Origin of the sequence: Streptomyces sp. NPDC050704, from assembly GCF_040654355.1 — a bacterium.
Lineage (GTDB): Bacteria > Actinomycetota > Actinomycetes > Streptomycetales > Streptomycetaceae > Streptomyces.
The window spans coordinates 18,825-41,849 of record NZ_JBFAHW010000078.1; the positions used below are offsets into that span (position 1 = coordinate 18,825).

A 23,025-nucleotide genomic window follows, 5' to 3' on the forward strand; every position below is an offset into this window, starting at 1 on the left:
CCGCGCGCTTGTGGGCAGGTTTCGCGGGTTTTCCGGCAGGCCCGCGGGGGAGGGAGCAAGCGTGCCCAAAGTGTCGTCGTTGATCGTCCCGTACGCGTCCTATCTGCGCGTGTACGAACCGCTGGCGGCCTTCCCGGAGCCGGAGCGCGGCTACTGGGCGCGTTACGCGCGCCGCCCGGAGCGCCCCTCCTACCAGGACGAACTGCGCCGGTCCCTGGCCGACCTGCTGCCCGTCCCGCCGATCCCGGTGCCGGTGCACGAGAGCGGCGACGCCTTCGTCACGGACGTGGACGGCGTGCTGTGCGTGTGCCCCTGGCGCACCCGGCTGCGCGGCTGGCAGGCGCTGGGAGACCTGGCCGAGGAGCTGCCGCCACCGGTCCTGGACGCGGTGCTGCCCGCGGTCGTACGCCGTCAGGCGACCCAGGACTACGAGCGCTGGCTGACCCGCAACCCCGACGCCCGGCCCTGGATCCGCACCTCGACCTGGCAGGTGCCGCTGAACTGGTTCGTGCTCGTGTCGGACGAGGAGCGCGAGTACGACAAGGGCTCGGGCGAGGACGCGCCCGTGCTGCGCTACCGGACGCCGATGGTGCAGGCGCGGCGGCGGGTTGCGCGGGCCCTGCGGACACTCAGGGACGCCCTCGACGAGGGACCGCTCATCGACGGCCTGGTGGACGTGGGGCGTTGGCTGGAGGAGTTCCATCCGCGCTCGCTGGTGGAACTGGACTACGGCGGTCTGGTGCACGTCCTGCCGCCCGGAGAACTCGACGGCGACCATTCGGCGGCGGACGTCGCCGAGGGCGTCGAGGCGCTGCGCAGCGGTGACGGGACGGTGGCCGGTGAGGCCTACGGTCGGCTCGTGGAGCGGTGGCGGTCGGTCCGGGACCGGCAGTCGGCGAACTGATCCGCGGGCTGAGGGGCCGACGGTTCCTTTGTGTCACGGGATCTGACTGGACGTAAGGCCCGATCCGGGTCTTACGGGGTAAGCGTGACGGACGGCACTTACGCGGACCTTGCGCCTAACGCCCCTCCTCATGCCAAAATAGGACAAGGAGTCCGGGGAGGGCTCCATCTGCCCACGTATGGGTGGAATCTCAGCATTGCACGCTATGGGGGGTCTGATGACTCCTGATCGCCCTGTGACTGATCGTCACAGTGGCGTGACTGTCCGCTATGGCATGGTCCATCGGCTTCCGTCGCTGATGAACACCTGGGAGGGCAATTCCATCGGTTTGGCCGACGTGGCTGGACGGATGGTGTAGTTGTAGTGCCGAGGACAAGCCGTTCGTCCTATAACCGACTCGGCCCGCGTCCGCCATTTCGGGCAACGCGGGTCAAGGTGCAGAATTTAGAGGAAAGAACCGAGAAGGTTCGGTTCTCCCGAGGAGGCCGCTCATGACCGCTCGCACCCCTGATGCCGAGCCGCTGCTGACCCCCGCTGAGGTTGCCACGATGTTCCGCGTGGACCCGAAGACGGTGACGCGGTGGGCGAAGGCCGGCAAGCTCACTTCGATCCGCACGCTCGGCGGCCATCGCCGTTACCGCGAGGCCGAGGTTCGTGCTCTGCTCGCGGGCATTCCGCAGCAGCGCAGCGAAGTCTGAACAACAAGTCCATAGCAGGGCATTCCGGCAGGTCCCCCACTTGTCGGTACGCCCGAACCCAAGCTCCAAGCGACGCGGATCCTGCCCCAACGGGGTCCACGCCCGAGCAAGAACCTCAAGCAACAAGGGTGCGTCGTAGATCGCGCTGGACTCCGCCGGGTCCAGCGCGATCTTTTTTGTGCCCTGGTCGCGGTGCGCCGGGTCGGTCTGTGAGCGACCTTGTCGCAGTCTGGGGAGGCCTGGGGGATCACCTGTGGGCGGTCTCGGGACGAGTCCGGAGCTTGGTGCAATTGCACATATTAAATTGACCAGTTGTATGTGAGGCGTAAGTTCTTCGGGTTTGAAAACTCATGCGGTGACACCCGTCACATGCCAGAGTCCTTGTTGCGTCCGACGTTCCTGCGCTATTGGAGACCGTACGCATCTCGGGCCGCCCCAGGGGCAGTTGGTGCGCGGAGCACTCCTCGCGCCGCTCGCCCGGCTCACGCCGGGGAAGGGCTTTCGTCCCCGGCGGCGCCCTCGGGGCTCTCCGCGCCGTCCGCGCCGTCCGTGCCGGGCTCCGTGGCCAGTCGCAGGAGCCGGTGGCAGATCGGGCAGTGGCGGGTCAGATGGCGATACCCGGAGCGGTATCCCGAGGCGGCCGACAGATGGGCGCGGAGCAGAGCTCGCGTCTCATGCCTAGCGGACGCCGCCATGGCCACCTCCGGTGGGGTCTTGGGCCCTGGTTTCTGAGTACCGGCGGAATCTGACGGCGTCAAGACCGGGGCGCTCCGTGCGGGGTGTGGGGGACTTGTGGGGCGGGGGTGGTCTTGACGAGTACGCGGCACCGGAGGGTACGTGGCACCGGAGGGAGGGGCTGCCTGCGGTCCGGTGCGTGGCTGCGGGCCGTGGGGGTTGGGCGCGCAGTTCCCCGCGCCCCTGACGGGGCGCCCCTTCGGGGCGCGCCCGTAACCGGGCACGAAGAAGGGCCCCGCATCCACCAAGGATGCGGGGCCCTTCTTCATCTGCTGCGGTCCTGACGGGATTTGAACCCGCGGCCTCCACCTTGACAGGGTGGCGAGCACTCCAAGCTGCTCCACAGGACCAGGTTTCGCAGTGCGGATCTTGCGTTGCGCTGCGAGAAGAGACTCTACAGGAGGGTGAGCCCGGAGAGCGAACTCACCCAGCGTACGGGCGCCGTTACGGGGCGGCCGCGTCGATCGCCTTCACGATGCGCTTGTCGGAGACGGGATACGCCGTGCCCAGCGCGTGCGCGAAGTAGCTGACGCGCAGCTCCTCGATCATCCAGCGGATGTCGAGCACCTGCTGAGGAACGGGCCGCCCCTGCGGCAACTGCTCCAACAGCCACGCGTACTCGTCCTGCATCTCGTGGACCTTCTCCATACGGGCCGTGTCCCGCTGGACGTTCGTCGGCATCTGCTGGAGCCGGCGGTCCGCCGCGACCAGATACCGCATCAGGTCCGCGAGGCGCCGCAGCCCGACCGCCGTGACGAAGCCGGGCCTCACGAGGGCGTCCAGCTGCGTCCGTACGTCCGTGAGGTTCGCCAGCAGCACGGGACTCCGTACGGACTTCAGACGGCGCTCACAGGCCTGCCAGGCGGCCAGCACCTGCTGCACCTGGCCGACCGTGCGGACCGTCGTGTCCACGATCTCCGCGCGCACCCGCTCGTACAGCTTCCGGTGCGACTCCTCGTCCCACGCGGGCCCGCCGAAGTCCCCGATCAGCTTGTCCGCCGCCGCCGTCGCGCAGTCGGCGAACAGGGCCTGGACGGAGCCGTGCGGGTTCGCCGACAGCGCGATCTTCTGCGCGTTCGTGAGCTTGTCCGAGGCGAACTTCGCCGGGTTCACCGGGATGTTGCGCAGGATGAGCCGACGCGTGCCCAGCCACATCGCCTGCTGCTGCTCGGCCTCGGTGTCGAAGAGGCGTACGGAGACGGTGTCGCCGTCGTCGACCAGCGCCGGGTACGCCTTGACCGGCTGGCCGGCGCGACGGGTCTCGAAAACGCGCGTGAGCGAGCCGATGGTCCAGTCCGTGAGGCCCGCGCGCTCCAGGGACTCGCCGCCCTCACGCTCGGCCGTCGCCGCCGCGGCCTGCGAGATCGCCTGCCGCGCCTTCGGCTTCAGCTTCAGCTGCAGCGCCTCCAGGTCCTTGTCCTCGGCCAGGTTGCGGCGGCGCTCGTCGACGATCCGGAAGGTGATCCGCAGGTGATCGGGGATCCTCGACCAGTCGAAGTCGTCGGCGGTCAGGGGTACCCCGACCATGCGCTTCAGCTCACGCGCCATCGTCGTCGTCAACGGCTCCTGCAGGGGCACCGCCCGCTCCAGGAACTTCTGCGCGAAGTTGGGGGCCGGGACGTAGTTCCGGCGGATCGGCTTCGGGAGGGAACGGATCAGCTCCGTGACGACCTGCTCCCGCAGGCCCGGGATCTGCCAGTCGAAGCCCTCGTCGGTGACCTGGTTGAGGACGTGCAGCGGGACGTGGACGGTCACCCCGTCCGCGTCCGCGCCCGGCTCGAACTGGTACGTCACACGGAACTTGAGCCCGCCCTGACGCCACGAGTCCGGATAGTCGTCCTTGCTGACGTCCCCGGCCCGCTCGTTGATGAGCATCGACCGCTCGAAGTCGAGGAGTTCGGGCTTCTCGTGCCGCTTGTGCTTCCACCAGGAGTCGAAGTGCGCACCCGACACGACGTGTTCGGGCACCCGCTGGTCGTAGAAGTCGAAGAGCGTCTCGTCGTCGACGAGGATGTCCCGGCGCCGGGCGCGGTGCTCCAGCTCCTCCACCTCGGTGAGGAGCCGGCGGTTGTCGGCGAAGAACTTGTGGTGCGTACGCCAGTCGCCCTCGACGAGCGCGTTGCGGATGAACAGCTCACGGCTGGTCTCCGCGTCGATCCGCCCGTAGTTGACCTTGCGCTGGGCGACGATCGGCACGCCGTACAGCGTGACCTTCTCGTACGCCATCACCGCCGCCTGGTCCTTCTCCCAGTGCGGTTCGCTGTACGTGCGCTTCAGCAGGTGCTCCGCGAGCGGCTCGACCCACTCGGGCTCGATCTTCGCGTTGACGCGAGCCCAGAGCCGGGAGGTCTCGACTAGTTCGGCGGACATCACGAAACGCGGGGGCTTCTTGAAGAGCGCCGAGCCCGGGAAGATCGCGAACTTGGCGTTCCGCGCGCCCAGATACTCGTTCTTCGTCGTGCTTCGCCCGCCCTCCCCGCCTCTCCCGCTCTCTGAGCCGGCCTCCTTCACGTCCTTCATCCCGATGTGCGAGAGCAGTCCGGCGAGGAGCGAGAGGTGGACCTGCTGCTCGGGGGCGTCGTCCTCGTTCAGATGGATGCCCATCTGCTTGGCGACGGTCCGCAGCTGCGAGTAGATGTCCTGCCACTCGCGGATCCGCAGGAAGTTCAGGTACTCCTGCTTGCACATACGGCGGAAGGACGACGAACCTCGCTCCTTCTGCTGCTCGCGCACATACCGCCAGAGGTTCAGGTACGCCAGGAAGTCGGAGGTCTCGTCCCTGAAGCGCGCGTGCTGCTGGTCCGCCTGCGTCTGCTTCTCGGCCGGGCGCTCGCGCGGGTCCTGGATGGACAGCGCGGCCGCGATCACCATGACCTCGCGCACACAGCCGTTCTTGTCGGCCTCCAGGACCATCCGGGCCAGCCGGGGATCGACGGGCAGCTGGGCGAGCTTGCGGCCCGTCTCGGTGAGGCGCTTGCGTGCCTCCTTCTGGCCCGGATCCAACGCGCCCAGTTCCTGGAGGAGTTGGACACCGTCACGGATGTTGCGGTGGTCCGGCGGATCGATGAACGGGAACTTCTCGATGTCCCCGAGCCCGGCCGCGGTCATCTGGAGGATGACGGACGCCAGGTTCGTACGGAGGATCTCGGCATCGGTGAACTCGGGCCGGGCGAGGAAGTCGTCCTCGCTGTACAGCCGGATGCAGATGCCGTCGCTGGTCCGTCCGCAACGGCCCTTGCGCTGGTTGGCACTCGCCTGCGAGACCGGCTCGATGGGCAGGCGCTGCACCTTCGTACGGTGGCTGTATCTGGAGATACGGGCGGTGCCCGGGTCGATGACGTACTTGATGCCCGGGACGGTCAGCGACGTCTCGGCGACGTTGGTCGCCAGAACGATCCTGCGCCCGGTGTGCTGCTGGAACACGCGGTGCTGCTCGGCGTGCGAGAGCCGGGCGTACAGGGGCAGCACTTCCGTGAACCGGTAGTTCTTCTTCGTGAGCGCGTCCGCGGTGTCGCGGATCTCCCGCTCTCCGGACAGGAAGACGAGGATGTCGCCCTTGCCTTCCCCCTGGAGCTCCTCGACGGCGTCCGTGATCGCGGTGATCTGGTCGCGGTCGGAATCGTCACCGTCCTCTTCGAGGAGGGGGCGGTAGCGGACCTCGACGGGGTACGTACGACCGCTCACCTCGACGATCGGGGCCTCGCCGAAGTGCCGCGAGAACCGCTCGGGATCGATGGTCGCGGAGGTGATGACGACCTTCAGATCCGGCCGCTTCGGCAGCAGCTGAGCGAGATAACCCAGCAGGAAGTCGATGTTCAGGGACCGCTCGTGGGCCTCGTCGATGATGATCGTGTCGTACGCGCGCAGCTCGCGGTCCGTCTGGATCTCGGCGAGCAGGATGCCGTCCGTCATGAGCTTCACGAAGGTCCCGTCCGGGTTCACCTGGTCGGTGAAACGGACCTTCCAGCCGACGGCCTCGCCCAGTGGCGTGTCCAGCTCCTCGGCGACCCGCTCGGCGACGGTACGGGCGGCGATCCGGCGGGGCTGGGTGTGCCCGATCATGCCGCGCACACCGCGGCCCAGCTCAAGACAGATCTTCGGGATCTGGGTCGTCTTGCCGGACCCCGTCTCACCGGCCACGATGACGACCTGGTGATCACGGATCGCGGCCGCGATGTCGTCCTTCTTCTGGCTGACCGGAAGCTGCTCGGGATACGTGACCGCGGGCACACGGGTGCGCCGCTCGGCCATGCGGACCTCGGCCTTGGTCACCTCCGCGTCGATCTCGGCGGTGACGGCGGCCCGGGCCTCGGGCTTGCGGATCCGGCGCGCGCCTTCGAGCCTGCGCCCGAGCCGGTGCGCGTCGCGCAGTGACAGCTCGGCCAGACGGAGGGCGAGATCGCCGAGGGCGGGGGCAGGGTGCGTAGACATACGGGGTCCAGGATCGCACCTCGGGGAAATGAGGGGCGAACGCTTTTGCGCGGGCGGCACAGAGGCCAGTACAAATGTCAGTACAAAGCAGCACAGAGGTGAGTGCAAAAAGGCCCCGATCCGAAGATCGGGGCCTTGGTTGTGGCTGGGGCCGGGATCGAACCGGCGACCTATCGCTTTTCAGGCGATCGCTCGTACCAACTGAGCTACCCAGCCACGCGGTTCGCGAGGAACCGCAGCGGTCCTGACGGGATTTGAACCCGCGGCCTCCACCTTGACAGGGTGGCGAGCACTCCAAACTGCTCCACAGGACCAAGCTGTTGTGTGCGAACAGTCTCGCACACGGGAATACGTGCCCCCAACGGGATTCGAACCCGTGCTACCGCCTTGAAAGGGCGGCGTCCTAGGCCGCTAGACGATGAGGGCTATCGGCCCGCCTGGGCGCCTCGCGGCGCGTCGGGGACTTGAGAAGCATATGGGATGTCGGGAGGGATCGCCAAAACGGTTTAGGGGGTGGCCGAGGGGGAGGACGGAGTGGGGGTCCCACTCGACGGTGCGCCCGGCTGGTTCTCCTTCGGGAGGTGGCGGCTGACCTCGGCCGTCGTGAGGCCCAGGCCGCCGAGTTTGATCTCGTCCCAGGCCTGGAGGCGGCGGGAGTCGCGGTCGATGTAGAGGATCGATGCCTCGATGGGGTCGGGGTACTTGCCCTCGACCGCGCGCAGGCCGCTGCCGCCGGTGGACCCCTCGATGCGCAGGCGTGTGCCGTACTTCATGACCTCCATCTCGTTGTGGTGGAGGTGGCCCGCCAGGACCAGAGGTACCTCGCCGTCCGTCTCGCGGGCCGCCGACGGCTCGTGGGCGATGGCGATGTCGACGGGGGTGCCGGCCGCCCGCTGGTCGCGCAGCGCGGAGGCCAGCCGGGCGCCCGCCAGCTCCTGCGCGTTGTCGGCCCCGGGCTCGGTCGTGCGGTCGGGGGTGAACTGCGGGTCGCCGATGCCGGCGAAGCGCAGTCCCGCGACGGAGGCGGCCCGGCCGTCGTCCAGGACGTGCACGTTCTTCATGCGCTCCAGATAGCTCTGGGTGACGGCGGAGTCGTGGTTGCCCCGCACCCAGACGTACGGGGCTCCGAGGTCCTGGATCGGGTCCAGGAAGCTGTTCTCGGCCGCCGTTCCGTGGTCCATGGTGTCGCCGGAGTCGACGATGACGTTGATGTCGTACTGCTCCACCAGCGACGCGATGATCTTCCAGCTCGCGGGGTTGAGATGGATGTCGGAGACGTGCAGGACGCGGATGGTCGTCGGGTCCGGCGCGTAGGCGGGGAGGGTGGACGTGACGTCGTACAGCTTCGTCACGTTCGTCACCAGGCGGGCCAACTCCTTCTGGTAGACGTCGAACTCGGTGACGATGCTGCGCGCGTTGCCCACCAGGGAGGGGGCCGAGGAGAGCAGGCCCGAGAACCTCGGTTCCAGGACCGACTTGGGGTTCCAGGTCGCGTACGCCGTCACGCCGGACGCGGTGAGCAGGGCGAGGGCGAGGCCGCCGGCCGCGAGGGCGCGGCGTGGGCGGCGGTAGACGGCGAGGCCGAGGGCGGTGGCGCCGGAGACGACGGCGACGCAGGAGCGTACGGCCAGGTCGAGCGTGCCGTGGCCGACGTCCTGGGCGACCTCTTCCTGGAGGCCGGAGAGCCGTTCGGGGTGGTCGACCAGGGACTGGGAGCGGGCCGGGTCCAACTGGTCGACGTTCACGTCCAGGCGGACGGGGGCGATGTGGGTGTCCAGCTGCAGCGCGCCCAGCGGAGAGACGTTGATCTTCGTGCCGCCGGTCGCGGACGGGCGCAGGGTCATCGTCGTGTCCATGGGGCCGACCGGGGCCCGGACGTTGCCGACGATGAGCAGGCCGAGCCAGGCGCCAAGCACGACGACCGCGACGAGGCCCAGGGCGCGGGTCCAGGGGTGCGGCTGGTGGACGAGTTCCAGGGTCGGGTGGATCCGGCGGATGCGGTAGCGGCGGGCGAGGGCGTGCGGGACCTTGCCGAGCGGTGTGCGAATGCGGTGCAGTGCGGCAGCGGGGACGCGGGCCATTGGTCCCGTATGCCCATGTCCGGGGGCGGATATGCGGGGCGGCCGCCGTGTCTCGTACCGCTCGCGGGGCGGTCTCGTGCCGGACAATGGCCGTGTGCTGGAGATGACGCGCGAGGAGTTCGAGGAACTGGTCGCCGAGGCGCTGGACCGGATCCCGCCGGAGCTGACGCGACTGATGGACAACGTGGCGGTGTTCGTCGAGGACGAGCCGCCCGCCGACGATCCCGAGCTGCTCGGGTTGTACGAGGGGACTCCGCTGACCGATCGGGGTGAGTGGTACGCGGGTGTGCTGCCGGACCGGATCACGATTTACCGGGGGCCGACGCTGCGGATGTGCGAGTCGCGGGAGGACGTGGTGGTCGAGACGGAGGTGACCGTGGTGCATGAGATCGCCCACCACTTCGGGATCGACGACGCGCGGCTGCATGCCCTCGGGTACGGATGACCGGGTACGGGTGATCGGGCCGGGGTGTCGGGCCGGGGTGAGGGGGCTCGGGCGCGGGCACTCGGGTGACGGTGGGTCGGCGGGGCGCGTGTCTTCTTGTGGGCGGCGGGAGTTGGGCAGGGGGACTCGTCATAACCGCCTCGGAGGTGGCTGCCCGTGCGCGCCATGTACGTACCTGTCCGTCTGGCCGCCGCGACCCTGGCCGTGGCCGCGTCCGCCGGTTGTATGAGCGTCGGTGACGACGGGGAACCCCGTGCCAAGCCCTCGCACTCGGCGGGGCAGCGGGGCGGTGAGGCGCCCGACGGGGGGTCGGCCGTGTCCGGTGGGGGTCCCGGTTATCGCGGGACGAGTGACGGAAAACACGGTTCGGCGAAGCCGAGCGAGTCGGCGTCCGGGTCGGCCTCGCCGTCGGCGGGGGAGAGCGTGTCCGCCGCTCCGTCGAAGTCCGGGAAGCCCGACGACGAGGGCAAGGACGGGAAGAAGCCCAGGCCGGCGGCGCCCACGCCGACCAAGGCGCAGCCCACTCCGACGCGTCCGAACCCGGAGCCGACGCCCACCAAGGAGACGCCTCCACCGTCGCCGGACCCGACCACCGCCGAGCCCTCGTCCTCGGCGCACCCGGAGCCCGAGCCACAGCTCGTCGGAGAGCGGGAGCCGGCGCCCCGGGCCGGGGTCGAGGCCTGACCTGCGAGGACGGGCTGTCGGCTGGACGGGCGGAGCGGCAGAGCGGGCTGGGCGGGCGGACATGCCGGGCGGTTCAACGCGCCGGGAGGGCTGTCGGGCTGAGCGGCCCGGCGGGCGAACAGGGCTGGACGGGCTGACGGCTGAACGCGCCGGGCGGGCAGACGGGCTGGGCGGGCTGTCGGGCTGAGCGGCCCGGCGGGCAAACGGGGCTGAACAGGCTGACCGCTGAACGGGCCCGGCGGGCAAACAGGGCTGAACAGGCTGACCGGGGCTGGACCGGCTGACCGGCCGAAAAGAAGGTCGCGGGAGTGGTCAGGCCTCGGCCCTCGGGCCGGATTTGCCCTCGGGGGTGCAGGGTGCGTATGGTGGTAGATCGTCTGATCCTATTGCCCGGCGCCGCAGCAGAGCGCGCCGCGTGGCGCGTACTCTCCCTTGCCGTGGCTGACCGCATTGAGGCGGTCGTTTGCGAAATCACGGAGTTGACGGGCGCGTGCCGACGAGACTCCGGAAGGTTTCGCATTCGCATGTCCATTTCCAGTACTGATCACGTCGTCGTGCCCGAGAACAGCGGGGACGCGGCCGTCGAGCCCGAGGCCATCACCGTGGCCGAGGTTCTTGAGACGCCCGAGGTTCTCGAGACCCCCGAGGCTCCTGAGACCCCCGAGACTCCCGAAGTCACCTTCGGCACCCTCGGCCTCGCCGACGGCATCGTGCGCAAGCTCGCACAGAACGGCGTGACCGCCCCCTTCCCGATCCAGGCCGCCACCATCCCGGACGCCCTGGCCGGCAAGGACATCCTCGGCCGTGGCCGCACCGGCTCCGGCAAGACCCTCTCCTTCGGTCTGCCGCTGCTGACCAAGCTGTCCGGCGGCCACACCGAGAAGAAGAAGCCCCGCGGCATCATCCTCACGCCGACCCGTGAGCTCGCGATGCAGGTCGCGGACGCCCTCCAGCCGTACGGCGACGTACTCGGCCTGAAGATGAAGGTCGTCTGCGGCGGTACGTCGATGAGCAACCAGATCTACGCCCTGGAGCGCGGTGTCGACGTCCTCGTCGCCACTCCGGGCCGGCTGCGCGACATCATCAACCGCGGCGCCTGCTCCCTGGCGAACGTCGAGGTCGCGGTCCTCGACGAGGCCGACCAGATGTCCGACCTGGGCTTCCTGCCCGAGGTCACCGAGCTGCTCGACCAGATCCCGGGCGGCGGCCAGCGCATGCTGTTCTCGGCCACGATGGAGAACGAGATCTCCACGCTGGTCAAGCGCTACCTGACCAACCCGGTCACGCACGAGGTCGACAGCGCCCAGGGCAACGTCACGACCATGTCCCACCACATCCTCATCGTGAAGCCCAAGGACAAGGCGCCGGTCACCGCCGCGATCGCCTCCCGCAAGGGCCGCACGATCATCTTCGTCCGCACCCAGCTGGGCGCCGACCGCATCGCCGAGCAGCTCTGCGACTCCGGTGTGAAGGCCGACGCGCTGCACGGCGGCATGACGCAGGGCGCGCGTACCCGCGTGCTCGAGGACTTCAAGAAGGGCTACGTCAACGCGCTCGTCGCGACCGACGTGGCCGCCCGCGGCATCCACGTCGACGGCATCGACCTGGTCCTGAACGTGGACCCGGCCGGCGACCACAAGGACTACCTGCACCGCTCCGGCCGTACGGCCCGTGCGGGGAAGAGCGGCACGGTCGTGTCCCTCTCCCTGCCGCACCAGCGCCGCCAGATCTTCCGTCAGATGGAGGACGCGGGCGTCGACGCCACGCGCCACATCATCCAGGGCGGTGCGGCCTTCGACCCGGAGGTCGCCGACATCACCGGAGCCCGGTCGATGACCGAGGTCCAGTCCGAGTCGGCGGTCAACGCCGCGCAGCAGGCCGAGCGTGAGGTCTCGCAGCTCGCCAAGGAGCTGGAGCGCGCGCAGCGGCGTGCGAGCGAGCTGCGCGAGGAGGCCGACCGGTTGATCGCGCGGGCCGCGCGCGAGCGGGGCGACGACCCGGAGGCCGCGCTGGCCGAGGCCGCCGCCGTGGTCGAGGCGGCCGCCGCCGCGGTGGCCGAGCAGTCGGCGGCGCAGGCCGCCGAGGCGCCGGCGCGCGAGGAGTCGCGTCCGCGTCGGGACGAGCGGGGCAACTACGAGCGCGAGCGCCGTGACCGTCGCGACGACCGTCCGTCGGGCGGCTCGGGTGGTTTCCGTCGCGATGACCGTCGTGACGGTGACCGTGGTGGTTTCAACCGTGACCGTCGTGACGAGCGTCCGTCGGGTGGTTTCCGTCGGGACGACCGCCGTGACGGCGACCGTGGCGGCTTCCGCCGCGACGACCGTCCCTCGGGCGGCTCGGGCGGCTTCAACCGCGACCGTCGTGACGACCGCCCGTCGGGTGGCTTCAACCGCGACAACAACGACCGTGGCGGCCGTTCCTTCGACCGTCGTGACGACCGTCCGTCGGGTGGCTCGGGTGGTTTCCGTCGCGATGACCGTCGTGACGGCGAGCGCGGCGGCGACCGTGGCGGCTTCCGCCGCGACGACCGTCCGTCGGGCGGCTTCAACCGCGACCGCCAGGGCGACCGTCCGTCGGGTGGCTCCGGCGGCTTCAACCGTGACCGTCGTGACGACCGTCCGGCCGGCCACCGAGGCAGCGACCGTCCGTTCAACCGCGACCGCCAGGGCGACCGCCCCACCGGTGGTTTCCGCTCCGGCGGCCACGACCGCCCGTCCGGCCGTCGTGACGACCACCGTGGCGCCGGAACCGGCACGGGAACCGGCACCGGTACCTTCGGGCGCCGCGACGACAAGCCGCGCTGGAAGCGCAACGGCTGACGTGCGGTGAGCACTCACTGAGCAGCACACGAAGGGCCCGGACGACCTCGGTCGGCCGGGCCCTTCGGCATTCCCCCGGGCAGTCCGTGGAACGGCAGGCCGTCGATCGCCGTGATCGGCCTCTACATCGCGTACGTCATCCCGACGCTGCTGCGGGTCCGCAAGGGGGACGCCTTCGAACGCGGCCCCTGGCACCTGGGCCGCTGGTCCCGCCCGATCGGGATCGTCGCGGTCTCCTGGGTGGGTGTCATCACGGCCCTCTTCATGCTGCCCCAGCTCTCGCCAGTCACCTGGGAGACCTTCAACTACGCCCCGCTCGCGGTCCTGGCCGTCCTCTGCTTCGCCGCGATCTGGTGGTTCGCCTCGGCCCGCCACTGCTTCCTCAACCCGGACCACGAACGCACCCACGCCCGAGAAGCTGCCCGCGCGGGCGCCCCGGAACCACTCGACCCGTAGCTCCGGTTCCGCCCGCTCCGCCCCCTTTCCGCTCCCTCGGCGCGGCCGGGACCCCGATACCCGATCGGACTCCCGGCCGCGTCCGGCTATGCTCGTTCCTGCATCGGCACGGTCCGGTGCGGGCACCGACGCGGGTCGGTGCGCGGACCCTTAGCTCAATTGGCAGAGCAGTGGACTTTTAATCCATTGGTTGTGGGTTCGAGTCCCACAGGGTCTACGGAAGAGCCCCGTTTCAGAGGTGATCTGAAACGGGGCTCTGTCGTGTTCCGGGGCCCGAACATCGGCAGCTCCGTCAACGCTCTATCGAAGTGGACCCTCGGTCAGGCGCGCGCCCGAACGATGAGCGTGCCCACCTTCCGCCTGCCGGGCGGAGCAGCGAGTACCTCCGCCCGCACCTCCGTGTAGCCGTACTCCTTCAGCAGCCGTTCCCAGGCCGCGGGCTCGAAGTCCCAACGCTTCACAACGAGCGGGTCCTCGTCGGCACCGCGCGGGATGTACGAGGCCTGGCAGCCGTAGCAGCCCTCCACGGCCGGCCGCTGCGAGAACGCCAGCGTGCCCCCCGGCTCCAGACGCTCACGGATGGCGGGCAGGAGCGCGGCCGGATCGGTGAACCAGACCGCCCCGTACACCGAGTACACGGCGTCGTACACGTCCGCCGCCCTTCGCAAGAAGGTGACGGCCTCCGACTTGTGCAGGGCCAGGCCGCCGACACTGCCCCAGCGTTCCTCAGCCGCGTGCAGCTGCGCTTGCGAGACGTCGATGCCAACGGCGTCCATTCCCAAGGCCGCCAGATGCGCGGCATTGCCGCCCTTCCCGCATCCGAGGTCCAGGACGCGGCCGTGAGCCGGAAGACCCAGCACCTCTGCGCCCGGGCCGTGGTCCGGGTACTGGGTCCAGTTGAACCATGTCGTGTCGCCGCAGGAGTTGACCGCCCGGCGCTCGGGCCGCTGGGCGGAGTAGGTGTCCCACGCCACGCTCGTGTCTGCCACGACTTGCTCCACTCATGAGACCAGCCGCCCGGCACCGACACCGGACGGCTGGAGTGTCTTATGCGCAGCGGGCGAAGGGGGTGATCGCGTGACACCGATCGTGGGCCAGGGCCATACCTCAGTCGGCGGAGCCGTCGCCCTCGGACGCATCGGCGGCAGGCCGCTCGGCAACGAACGACCCTTTCCCGCGCACGGTGACGATGAGGCCGCGCTGGCCCAAGAGCTGGATGGCCGCTCGGGCGGTCGGGCGTGACACGTTGAACTCCTGGCAGATGGCTGCCTCCGAGGGGACCCGACGGCGAGGCTCGTACGTGCCGTCCGCGATCCGCGCGGTGAGTATGACCGCGATCTGCTCGTACAGCGGTTCGGGGCCTTCGAGGTCGACAGTCATATCTCGACCCTAATTAACCTGCGACAGTGCATCTCGTCATGTGTAGTCACATGACAACAGGTGACAAGTTGCCGTAGCCTCAAAGGAACAGAAGACCCCGGCGAGGTGGCTAGACCTCCCGGGGCATGGCCAACGCTCAGTAAGGAGCGTCGACGTGCACGACCTTATCGGCCAGGCTGTCCAATGGCTGCGACTCGTGTTTGCCCCCGGCACGGGAAGGCGTCGAGCAGGGGCCCGACCCGCCTCGCCAGCAGTCCAGCGCCCGACCACGCCCCACCCTGCCACCGTGCGACTCCCCGCCCACCGCTCCCCATACGGACTGGACGGCCCGCTCGACGGCGGCGCGACCGCCCTGGCGCGCCCCTACCTCGTCGCGCACGAACAGGAACGCGCGCGCCAGCGTCGACGTCGGATCGCCCTGGTGCTCGCCGCCGATCTCGGGATCGATCTCGACCAGCACCTGATCGGCGCGAGGGAGGTGGCCGCCTGATGGAACCTGTCATCGCGCCCCGCCTGCTGCCGTGGCCGTCCCCGGAGGGCAAGCCGTGTTTTCTCGTGCCGGGCGACGGAGGCGGGTACCTGTCCCGCCTGGCCGACGAGATGGAAGCCGTGCAACTGGCCATGGGCGCTGACGTGCTCGGCCATGCCCGGAAGGTGCTGGACGACCCCATGTCCCCGTACACCGAGGTGCGTTACGCGGGGCTCCGGCTCGCCGAGTGCCTGAGCGATGTGCTGCGGGTCGCAGAGTCCCGCGGCATGCGCCTGCTTGTGCCGGACGCTGAGGTGAGTGAGGAGCCCAGGAGCTGAGACCGGCTACATCGAGGCAGGAGCGCAGCCCTGCGGTTCTACGGCGGTGGCGAGGGGGCGGCGGTAAGGGCGCCCGTCTTGCGCCCCGGCCGCGGGGCGCACCTCTTGTGTCAGCCTTTATTGATCGCCCACTCGGCGGGTTCGCCTTCCTCGGGGTCGTAGACGACGAACTCTGGGGTGTTCTCGCCGGATACCGGGAAGGCGATGAGGCCGGCCGCGCAACGGCCGGACTTGAGGGTCTTGTCCATCGGGAACTCCGGCTTGGGCATGTCTCCGCCGGAGGAACCGGTGATCCCGATGCTCGTGCCGTCCTTGTACGCCAGGGACCAGGGGAACTGGCTGACGGTGATACTCGCGCCGTCGACGTTGCACACCTTGACCTCGGCGGTTGCCCAGACGTCGCCACCCTGGAAGTTCTCGGGTGCCTGGGGCTGAGGGCCTTTGTAGGGCTGCTGATACTCCACGGCTTGGACAGTCATGTGGAGGTTTTTCCCGGCGTCGACGATGTCCATCTTGGCGCCCATCTTGAGACTGCCGTCCTGCTTGGGGGTGGTCTCGTCGGTGGGTGTCGACGTAGCGGGCTCGTCAGTGGGTGTCGAGGTGACGGTCTGCTCGGTGGATGTCGAGGTGACGGTCTCGGTGGGCTGCTGGGCTTCGTCCGTGGGGCGGTCGGCGGCAAAACCGATCACTGTTCCGACGATCAGGCCCACGGTGACTGCGGCCGCATGAGTGAGGACTCTTCGGGCCGGCCTTGGCCGACGAGGTGGAGGGGGAGACCGAAGACTCCCCGGCGGAGGCTGGAGTGGGCCCTCGGGAGGTCCGTCGGGAGGGCTGGTGTTCATGCTCTCAGCGTGCGTCCGTCCCGTATCACCCGCACGGCGAAGCCTCGATCGACCGTATGCCTGGCCAGGCCGTTAGCCCGCCGTAAGCTCCGCCAGCGGCAGCGTGTGCTGGGTCTGCAGGACCTTCGCCCGCAGGTAGTGGACGTTGTGGGCCGTCGTGAAGACGCCCGTCGGGACGCGGTGCTGGACGTCGATGCCCAGCGAGCGGAGCTGTTCCGCCTTGTCCGGGTTGTTGGAGAGGAGGTCGAGCTCCGTAATGCCGAGTGCCGTCAGCATCTGGGCCGCCGCCGTGTAGTCGCGGGCGTCCTCAGGAAGGCCCAGGGCCGTGTTGGCGGCGTAGGTGTCGAGGCCCTGGTCCTGGAGGGCGTACGCGTCGAGCTTGTTGTAGAGGCCTATGCCCCGGCCCTCCTGGCGGAGGTAGAGGAGCACGCCGCCACGCGTGGCGATCTGCTCGACCGCCTCCCGCAGCTGCGGGCCGCAGTCGCAGCGGGCGGAGCCGAAGACGTCACCGGTCAGGCACTCGGAGTGGAGGCGGACCAGCGGGGTCGCGGACGGGGTGCCGAGCACGACGGCCACGTGTTCCTGGCCGTCGGTCAGGCCGTGGAAGGTGACCAGTTCGGCGTCGACGCTGTAACCGTCGTGGAAGCGCAGCGGGACCCGGACGCGTGCGCGCGGGGTGGCGGCGGGGTAGTCGGGCATGCGGGTACTCCGGTCCAGGTCCAGGTTCTTATCTGCTTCAGTTTTGAAGCAGATCCTCGAATCGAGACCCTACCCCACATTTTGAGGACATGCTTAAAAATTGAAGCAAAGAGTGTGCTGCGACTCAGGTGCAGTTCGTGGTGGTCGTGGTGGTCGTGGAGGAGCGGCGGCGCCACGGGACGTCGTCCGGCATGGCCTGCGGGTCGTCCCCCTCCAGGCCTCGCGCGATCCCCGTACAGATGTCCTCCAGCTGTCCCACCTGCTCCGGAGTGAGATTGTCGAAGAGGGACGTGCGGACCGTCTCGACATGGCCGGGCGCCGTGCGTTCCAGGACGGCCAGCCCCTCGTCCGTCAGAATCGCCAGGCTGCCCCGCTTGTCGCTGCGGCAGCCCTCGCGGCGTACCGCCCCGTCCTTCTCCAGGCGGGTCACCGCGTACGTCAGGCGGCTGCGGGTGATCTTCAGCTTCTCGGCGAGATCGGTCATGCGCAGACGGCGGCCCGGCATCTCGGAGAGGTTGGCCAGGATGGAGTAGTAGAGGTGTGGCATGCCGGCCTCCTGCTGGAGCTGCCGGTCGATCGCGTCCTCCAGGAGCAGGGAGGCTGCGACGTACGCGCGCCAGGCGCGCTGCTCCTCGGGAGTGAGCCAGCGGGTCGTCATGCACCCAGTGTAGGTTTGTTTCAAACTTGAACCAAGCCCAGGCCTGTCCCGGCTCGCCTTCGCGAAGTCCGAACGCGAAAACGCAAGGTCCGACAAGATCAGGCAAGGTCCGAAAGGAAGCGCGTTCATGCCTCACCCCTACGTCCTGTTGTCCGCCGCCGTCTCCCTCGACGGCTGCCTGGACGACACCGGGCCCGACCGGCTGCTGCTCTCCGGGCCGGCCGACTTCGACCGGGTCGACGAGGTGCGGGCCGAGTCCGACGCGATCCTGGTCGGCGCGGGCACCCTGCGCGCCGACAACCCCCGGCTGCTGGTCAACTCCGCCGAGCGGCGCGCGGCCCGGGTCGCCGCCGGCCGGCCCGCGTACCCGCTGAAGGTCACCGTCAGCGGCAGCGGCGACCTGGACCCGGCCGCGAACTTCTGGTCCACCGGCGGCGAGAAGATCGTCTACACGTCCGACAAGGGCGCCCGGAGGGCCGCTGAAGCCCTGCACGGCCTGGGCGTCGACGTCGTCCCCGTCGGCCCCGAGCTGGACTGGCGGGCCGTACTCGCGCACCTCCACGACGTACGCGGCGTCCGGCGCCTCATGGTCGAAGGGGGCGGCCGGGTGCACACCCAGCTCCTCCGGCAGGGGCTCGCGGACGAGCTGCAGCTCGCCCTCGCACCGCTCGTCGTGGGGCAGCCGGACGCGCCACGGCTGTTCGGGCCCGGCGGATACCCGGGCGGCCCCCGCAACCGGATGCGGCTGGTCGAGACCCGGCCCGTCGGAGACGTGGTCCTCATGCGGTACGTGCCCACCGCCCCCGGTGCCGGTCCGCTCGCCACCGCCGCCGACCGGCACTGGCTGGGGCTCGCCTGCGAACTCGCCGCCGACTGCCCGCCCTCGCGGACCGCGTTCAGCGTCGGCGCGGTCGTCGTCGCGGCCGACGGTACGGAGCTGGCCCGCGGCCACTCCCGCGAGTCCGACCCGGTGTCGCACGCCGAGGAGGCAGCGCTCGCCAAGCTCGGCCCCGCCGACCCGCGCCTCGCCACCGCCACGGTCTACAGCAGCCTGGAGCCGTGCGCCCGCCGTGCTTCCCGGCCCGCACCCTGCGCCCGGCTGATCCTCGACGCGGGCGTGCGCCGGGTCGTCACGGCCTGGCGCGAGCCGGACACGTTCGTGGCGGCCGCGGACGGCAGCGGGCTGCTGGCGGCGGAGGGCGCCACCGTCCTCGTACTCCCGGAGTACGAGGAGCGGGCGACCGCGCCCAACCGCCACCTCCTCGGCTGACCCCTGCCCCAGCCGAAACCCCCGGTGAAGGGCGGGCGACGTAAACCGTGGTGCTGGGGGTCCCGCAGATGGCGTATAGTTGAGTTCAACGACGCGGGGTGGAGCAGCTCGGTAGCTCGCTGGGCTCATAACCCAGAGGTCGCAGGTTCAAATCCTGTCCCCGCTACTGAAGGCCTGAGGCCGGAATCCATTGGATTCCGGCCTCAAGTCATTTTCGTCGGCCGACATGGAGCTGCGCGCCGACCGCCATGGCGCTGATCGCCGTACGACGGCCGTGAGCTTCCATGGCCGCTATATCACCCGTGGTAGTCGAATGACGCCCCTGCGCATAACAACTGACACACCATCACCATAGGGATCACCCTCGATTGCGGGTCAACTCGCCCGGTTTGAACCGCTCATGACCTGTAAGTCCAGGCCAAGAGCCTTAACGATCACTCGGAACAGCTTGGAATCCGGTACCCGCGTCTATTAACGTTCGATAACGCAGCGCGGTCGTCCCAGCCGTCACAAGAGTCGGCTCCGTGTGCACGTGCCGAATCCCGCAAGGGAACCGGGGAACCACTAATTGGGGTGAATCGGGCGTTATTCGCGGTGAGGATACCGCGGTTGACGCGCGTAGGAGACCTTCCTGCTCCGAACCCGTCAGCTAACCCGGTAGGCGAGAAGGAAGGAAAGGAGTGCGCCCACGTGGCGTCCAACCGCCCCGCTCCCCAACCCTCGTTCGCACCAAGCGAGTTGTCGGGTGAAACACCTGGCGAGACCTCGGGTGAGAAGAAGCTCGACGTCTTCGCCTACGGCATCCGCAAGGACGAGGACACCTGGGAGGAGTGGAATCCCACCGCGGATTCCCTCCGTCCCGTACGCGGTAAGCACCGCGTCTCCAAGCAGCGCGGCGGAGGACTCGCACGCAGCTCGACCGTTCTGGGCGTCGGTGTCATAGCCGCCGTCGGCGCGGGCGGCATGGCCACCGCGCAGACCGGCAAGCCGCCGGTGTCGATCTCGATGCCCGACCTGCCGAACGTGGGCTCGCTGATCTCGGACGACGACTCCGCCGAGGAGGCCGGCACGCCGCTCACCGCAGCGGGCCTGACCACCACCGCCGACGCCGAACAGGGCACCGCGGACGCCGGCGAGGCCCTGCGCTCCCGGATCATGCTCCAGGCCGAGCAGCAGCAGGACCAGGTGGACCGCGAGGCCCAGCAGGCCGCCGAGGCCGCCGCCGCCGATCAGGCCGCCAAGGAGCGGGACGCCGCCCGGGCCAAGATCGCCGCCGCCAAGAAGAAGGCGGACCAGGAGGCCAAGGAGAAGGCCGAGGCCGCGCGCCTCGCCGAGCTCGCCAAGCAGTTCACGCTGCCGACCTCCTCGTACACCATCACCTCGACCTTCGGTCAGTCCGGCTCGCTGTGGTCCTCCGGCCAGCACACGGGCCTGGACTTCGCCGCTCCCACGGGGACGCCGCTCAAGGCCGTCCACACCGGCACGATCACCGAGGCCGGCTGGAACGGGTCGTACGGCTACCGCACGGTCCTCACGCTCGACGACGGTACGGAGATCTGGTACGCCCACCAGTCGTCGATCAGCGTCAGCGTCGGGCAGAAGGTCAACACGGGCGACGTCATCGGCCGCGTGGGCGCGACCGGCAACGTCACCGGGGCGCACCTCCACATGGAGGTCCACACGAGCGGCGGCGACGGCATCGACCCGATGGCGTGGATGCGGAGCAAGGGGCTCAACCCGTAAGGCCCGGCTCTCCGGCTCTGTGCGTACGGAATACGGCCGTCCGGTACGGTCGTTGACCTACGTATGACTTCTCTTCGCCAGCTGGGTTCGTCCGACCTCGAGGTCTTCCCGCTCGCCCTCGGCGGCAACGTCTTCGGCTGGACCGCCGACGAGGCGCAGTCCTTCGCCGTGCTCGACGCGTACGCGGCCGCGGGCGGGAACTTCGTGGACACCGCCGACGTGTACTCGGCCTGGGCGCCCGGCAACGAGGGCGGCGAGTCGGAGACCGTCATCGGCAACTGGCTCGCCGCGCGCGGCAATCGGGCCGACATGCTGATCGCGACCAAGGTCGGCGGCCATCCCCAGTACAAGGGGCTGTCCGCCGGGACCGTCAAGGGCGGGGTCGAGGCGTCGCTGCGGCGGCTGCGGACCGACTACGTCGACCTCTACTACACGCACTTCGACGACCCCTCGGTGCCGGTCGAGGAGATCCTCACGGCTCTGGACGAGCTGGTGCGCGCCGGCAAGGTGCGGGCGATCGCCGCCTCCAACATCTCCCCCGAGCGGCTCCAGGAGTCCCTCGACCTCTCCGACCGCGAGGGCCTCGCGCGGTATGTCGCGCTGCAGCCCCACTACAGCCTCGTCTCGCGCGACACCTACGAGGGCCCGCTCCAGGACATCGCCTCCCGGGGCGGGCTGGCCGTCGTGCCGTACTCCGCGCTCGCCAAGGGCTTCCTCACCGGCAAGTACCGGCCGGGGGTCCAGATCGACAGCCCCCGGGCCGGCGCGGCGGGCGCGTATCTGGAGTCGGAGCGGGGGCGGCGCGTCCTGGCGGCGCTGGACGAGGTCGGGCAGGAGCGCGGGGCCGAGCTCGCGACGGTCGCCCTGGCCTGGCTGCTGTCCCGCCCGACGGTGGCGGCGCCGATCGCCAGCGCCCGCAACCTCGAACAGCTTCCGGCGCTGCTCGGGGTGGCCGACCTGACACTGACGGACGCGGACCTCGCGAAGCTGACGGCGGCCTCCGCCTGACCTGACGGGACCGCTGCCTGACGCAGCGGAGGGCTCGGGAGTTACGAAAGGTACGGGTTGTACGCGGGATGCGGCGCCGCCTGCCCGTACGGGTACCCGTACACCGGCCACGGCGGCGGTACCGGCGTCGGAGCCGTCACCCGGGCCGCGTAGGCGAGCGCGGGGCGGGCCACGTCGCGCCGGGCCCACAGCTCCCGCAGCAGCTCCCGTTCGCGGACGACGAAGTCGGCGCCGGCGCGGCCGCGGCGCCCCCGGTGGCGCAGGAACGCCAGAGACGTCGCGTACGCCTCGTACTCCTCGACGGCCCGGCCCGCCGCCCGCCCGCCGTTGTGGGCGGCGTAGTCGCGGGCCAGCCGCCGTGCCTTCATCGAGCCGAGGACGAACGGCTCGGGCATGGTGAGCCAGCCGGCCATGGCGTACGCGGGCAGTTCGGCGCGCACCGTGCCGAGTTCGCGCTGGCGCGTCCGGATGGCCAGCCAGGTGAGCAGCCCGAACGCGGGCACCATGAACGCGGCGTACACCGCGAAGAAGCCGTACTCGCCGAAGGCCGACGAGCCGTTCCAGACCGCGTGCATGCCCATCGCGAGCAGCAGTCCGGTGAGCGGGAGCAGCACGCGGCGCACCTGGTGGCGGTCCGCCGAGAGGGCGGCGATGCCGAAGCCGATGCCGGTGAGCACGGTGAACAGCGGGTGCGCGAAGGGCGACATGATCACGCGTACGAAGAAGGTCGCGGCGGTGACGGAGGCGATGCCGGTGTCGCCGCTGAGCTGGTCGGTGCCGAAGGCGGTGCCGAGGTAGAGGATGTTCTCGGTGAACGCGAAGCCGGTCGCGGTGACCCCGGCTATCACCACGCCGTCGACGATTCCGGTGAAGTCCCGTCTGCGGAACAGGAAGACGAGTAAGACCGCGGCGGCCTTCGCCGACTCCTCGACGATGGGCGCTATGACGGTCGCGCCGAGGGTGTCGGCGCTGGTCGGGTCCGCGGTGGCCGTCGCTATCCATCTGGTCGCGAAGCTGTTGGCCACGATCGCTATCAGCGCGGCCGCGCAGGCGCCCCAGGCGAAGGAGAACAGCAGGTTCCGCCAGGGCCCCGGTTCCACCCGGTCCAGCCAGCGGAAGGCGGCCATGAGGAGCGGGACGGGCAGTACGGCGAGGCCGAGGCCCACCAAGAAGCCCTCGGTGCCGGTCTGTTCGCGGACGAGGGCCAGGATGACGAGGCCCGAGAGGGTGAGCAGGGTGATCAGCGCGCCGTAGCGCACCCAGGTGCGCTGCCACCAACGCGCGGGCCGTCCGGCACCGGTGCCTCCGGCGGGGGAGCCGGGGGTCGGTGGATGCGGAGGAAAGGTGGCCACGGCAATGACCCTA

General features: G+C 69.8%; 19 protein-coding genes, 6 tRNA genes, 1 pseudogene and 1 riboswitch. Of the genes and pseudogenes, 13 read left to right on the top strand and 13 right to left on the bottom strand.

Annotation, left to right across the window (positions count from 1 at the left end; translation table 11 throughout):
• Positions 1–61 precede the first annotated feature (61 nt).
• Both AB0I18_RS35015 and bldC read left to right on the top strand, forming a co-directional pair.
• The gene (locus AB0I18_RS35015; protein WP_363109710.1) at positions 62–904 is read left to right on the top strand and encodes a hypothetical protein; all 843 of its coding nucleotides are present in this window, start codon (positions 62–64) and stop codon (positions 902–904) included.
• A gap of 491 nt (positions 905–1,395) precedes the next feature.
• Positions 1,396–1,602 (top strand): developmental transcriptional regulator BldC, encoded by a 207-nt coding sequence (gene bldC / locus AB0I18_RS35020; protein WP_027749187.1) that lies wholly within the window; start codon positions 1,396–1,398, stop codon positions 1,600–1,602.
• Between the two features lie 482 nt (positions 1,603–2,084).
• Here the strand turns inward: bldC and AB0I18_RS35025 are convergent, their stop codons facing one another.
• From AB0I18_RS35025 to AB0I18_RS35055, 7 genes are all read right to left on the bottom strand, one after another.
• Positions 2,085–2,297 (bottom strand): DUF6274 family protein, encoded by a 213-nt coding sequence (locus tag AB0I18_RS35025; protein WP_363109711.1) that lies wholly within the window; start codon positions 2,295–2,297, stop codon positions 2,085–2,087.
• Between the two features lie 315 nt (positions 2,298–2,612).
• Positions 2,613–2,687, bottom strand: a tRNA-Asp gene (locus AB0I18_RS35030).
• 94 nt (positions 2,688–2,781) lie between these two features.
• Positions 2,782–6,768 (bottom strand): ATP-dependent RNA helicase HrpA, encoded by a 3,987-nt coding sequence (hrpA, locus tag AB0I18_RS35035; RefSeq protein WP_363109712.1) that lies wholly within the window; start codon positions 6,766–6,768, stop codon positions 2,782–2,784.
• A gap of 142 nt (positions 6,769–6,910) precedes the next feature.
• Positions 6,911–6,984, bottom strand: a tRNA-Phe gene (locus AB0I18_RS35040).
• Between the two features lie 23 nt (positions 6,985–7,007).
• A tRNA-Asp gene (locus AB0I18_RS35045) sits at positions 7,008–7,082 on the bottom strand.
• A gap of 39 nt (positions 7,083–7,121) precedes the next feature.
• Positions 7,122–7,194 (bottom strand) — tRNA-Glu (locus tag AB0I18_RS35050).
• Between the two features lie 80 nt (positions 7,195–7,274).
• Positions 7,275–8,849 (bottom strand): metallophosphoesterase, encoded by a 1,575-nt coding sequence (locus AB0I18_RS35055; protein WP_363109713.1) that lies wholly within the window; start codon positions 8,847–8,849, stop codon positions 7,275–7,277.
• 94 nt (positions 8,850–8,943) lie between these two features.
• Here AB0I18_RS35055 and AB0I18_RS35060 point away from each other — a divergent pair, with 94 nt between their 5' ends.
• From AB0I18_RS35060 to AB0I18_RS35080, 5 genes and pseudogenes are all read left to right on the top strand, one after another.
• Positions 8,944–9,294, top strand: coding sequence for a metallopeptidase family protein (locus AB0I18_RS35060; protein ID WP_181660974.1), 351 nt, complete (start codon positions 8,944–8,946; stop codon positions 9,292–9,294).
• Positions 9,295–9,450: 156 nt separating this feature from the next.
• Positions 9,451–9,978 carry a hypothetical protein gene (locus AB0I18_RS35065; RefSeq protein WP_363109714.1) on the top strand — a complete coding sequence of 176 codons (528 nt, stop codon included), beginning with the start codon at positions 9,451–9,453 and terminating at the stop codon, positions 9,976–9,978.
• A gap of 524 nt (positions 9,979–10,502) precedes the next feature.
• Positions 10,503–12,797, top strand: a complete 2,295-nt coding sequence (locus AB0I18_RS35070; RefSeq protein ID WP_363109715.1) for a DEAD/DEAH box helicase — start codon at positions 10,503–10,505, stop codon at positions 12,795–12,797.
• Between the two features lie 102 nt (positions 12,798–12,899).
• Positions 12,900–13,253, top strand: a pseudogene (locus AB0I18_RS35075) (amino acid permease); the annotation flags it as partial.
• A 144-nt stretch (positions 13,254–13,397) separates the two neighbouring features.
• A tRNA-Lys gene (locus tag AB0I18_RS35080) sits at positions 13,398–13,470 on the top strand.
• Positions 13,471–13,573: 103 nt separating this feature from the next.
• Here the strand turns inward: AB0I18_RS35080 and AB0I18_RS35085 are convergent.
• Positions 13,574–14,242 (bottom strand): class I SAM-dependent methyltransferase, encoded by a 669-nt coding sequence (locus tag AB0I18_RS35085; protein ID WP_363109716.1) that lies wholly within the window; start codon positions 14,240–14,242, stop codon positions 13,574–13,576.
• A 118-nt stretch (positions 14,243–14,360) separates the two neighbouring features.
• On the bottom strand, positions 14,361–14,633 hold the full coding sequence (locus AB0I18_RS35090; RefSeq protein ID WP_363109717.1) for a GntR family transcriptional regulator: 273 nt from the start codon (positions 14,631–14,633) through the stop codon (positions 14,361–14,363).
• 286 nt (positions 14,634–14,919) lie between these two features.
• Here AB0I18_RS35090 and AB0I18_RS35095 point away from each other — a divergent pair, with 286 nt between their 5' ends.
• Both AB0I18_RS35095 and AB0I18_RS35100 read left to right on the top strand, forming a co-directional pair.
• A complete protein-coding gene (locus AB0I18_RS35095; protein ID WP_363109718.1) occupies positions 14,920–15,123 on the top strand; it encodes a hypothetical protein in 204 nt (67 codons plus the stop codon).
• Positions 15,123–15,440, top strand: a complete 318-nt coding sequence (locus tag AB0I18_RS35100) for a hypothetical protein (protein ID WP_363109719.1) — start codon at positions 15,123–15,125, stop codon at positions 15,438–15,440. The genes AB0I18_RS35095 and AB0I18_RS35100 overlap by 1 nt, the downstream gene beginning before the upstream one ends.
• A gap of 110 nt (positions 15,441–15,550) precedes the next feature.
• On the opposite strand, the gene AB0I18_RS35105 is transcribed toward AB0I18_RS35100, so the two are convergent.
• From AB0I18_RS35105 to AB0I18_RS35115, 3 genes are all read right to left on the bottom strand, one after another.
• Positions 15,551–16,129 (bottom strand): DUF4352 domain-containing protein, encoded by a 579-nt coding sequence (locus tag AB0I18_RS35105; RefSeq protein WP_363109720.1) that lies wholly within the window; start codon positions 16,127–16,129, stop codon positions 15,551–15,553.
• Between the two features lie 225 nt (positions 16,130–16,354).
• A complete protein-coding gene (ribA, locus tag AB0I18_RS35110; RefSeq protein ID WP_363109721.1) occupies positions 16,355–16,981 on the bottom strand; it encodes a GTP cyclohydrolase II in 627 nt (208 codons plus the stop codon).
• Between the two features lie 124 nt (positions 16,982–17,105).
• On the bottom strand, positions 17,106–17,639 hold the full coding sequence (locus AB0I18_RS35115; RefSeq protein WP_363109722.1) for a MarR family transcriptional regulator: 534 nt from the start codon (positions 17,637–17,639) through the stop codon (positions 17,106–17,108).
• Between the two features lie 127 nt (positions 17,640–17,766).
• On the opposite strand from AB0I18_RS35115, the gene AB0I18_RS35120 reads away from it, so the two are divergent.
• From AB0I18_RS35120 to AB0I18_RS35135, 4 genes are all read left to right on the top strand, one after another.
• Positions 17,767–18,909, top strand: coding sequence for a dihydrofolate reductase family protein (locus AB0I18_RS35120; RefSeq protein WP_363109723.1), 1,143 nt, complete (start codon positions 17,767–17,769; stop codon positions 18,907–18,909).
• A 92-nt stretch (positions 18,910–19,001) separates the two neighbouring features.
• Positions 19,002–19,075: transfer RNA gene (locus AB0I18_RS35125), tRNA-Met, on the top strand.
• 357 nt (positions 19,076–19,432) lie between these two features.
• A riboswitch (cyclic di-AMP (ydaO/yuaA leader) is annotated at positions 19,433–19,588 on the top strand.
• Positions 19,589–19,599: 11 nt separating this feature from the next.
• Positions 19,600–20,652 (top strand): M23 family metallopeptidase, encoded by a 1,053-nt coding sequence (locus tag AB0I18_RS35130; RefSeq protein ID WP_363109724.1) that lies wholly within the window; start codon positions 19,600–19,602, stop codon positions 20,650–20,652.
• A gap of 63 nt (positions 20,653–20,715) precedes the next feature.
• The gene (locus AB0I18_RS35135) at positions 20,716–21,660 is read left to right on the top strand and encodes an aldo/keto reductase (protein WP_363109725.1); all 945 of its coding nucleotides are present in this window, start codon (positions 20,716–20,718) and stop codon (positions 21,658–21,660) included.
• Between the two features lie 41 nt (positions 21,661–21,701).
• On the opposite strand, the gene AB0I18_RS35140 is transcribed toward AB0I18_RS35135, so the two are convergent.
• On the bottom strand, positions 21,702–23,012 hold the full coding sequence (locus tag AB0I18_RS35140) for a PrsW family intramembrane metalloprotease (RefSeq protein ID WP_363109726.1): 1,311 nt from the start codon (positions 23,010–23,012) through the stop codon (positions 21,702–21,704).
• Between the last annotated feature and the right edge of the window lie 13 nt (positions 23,013–23,025).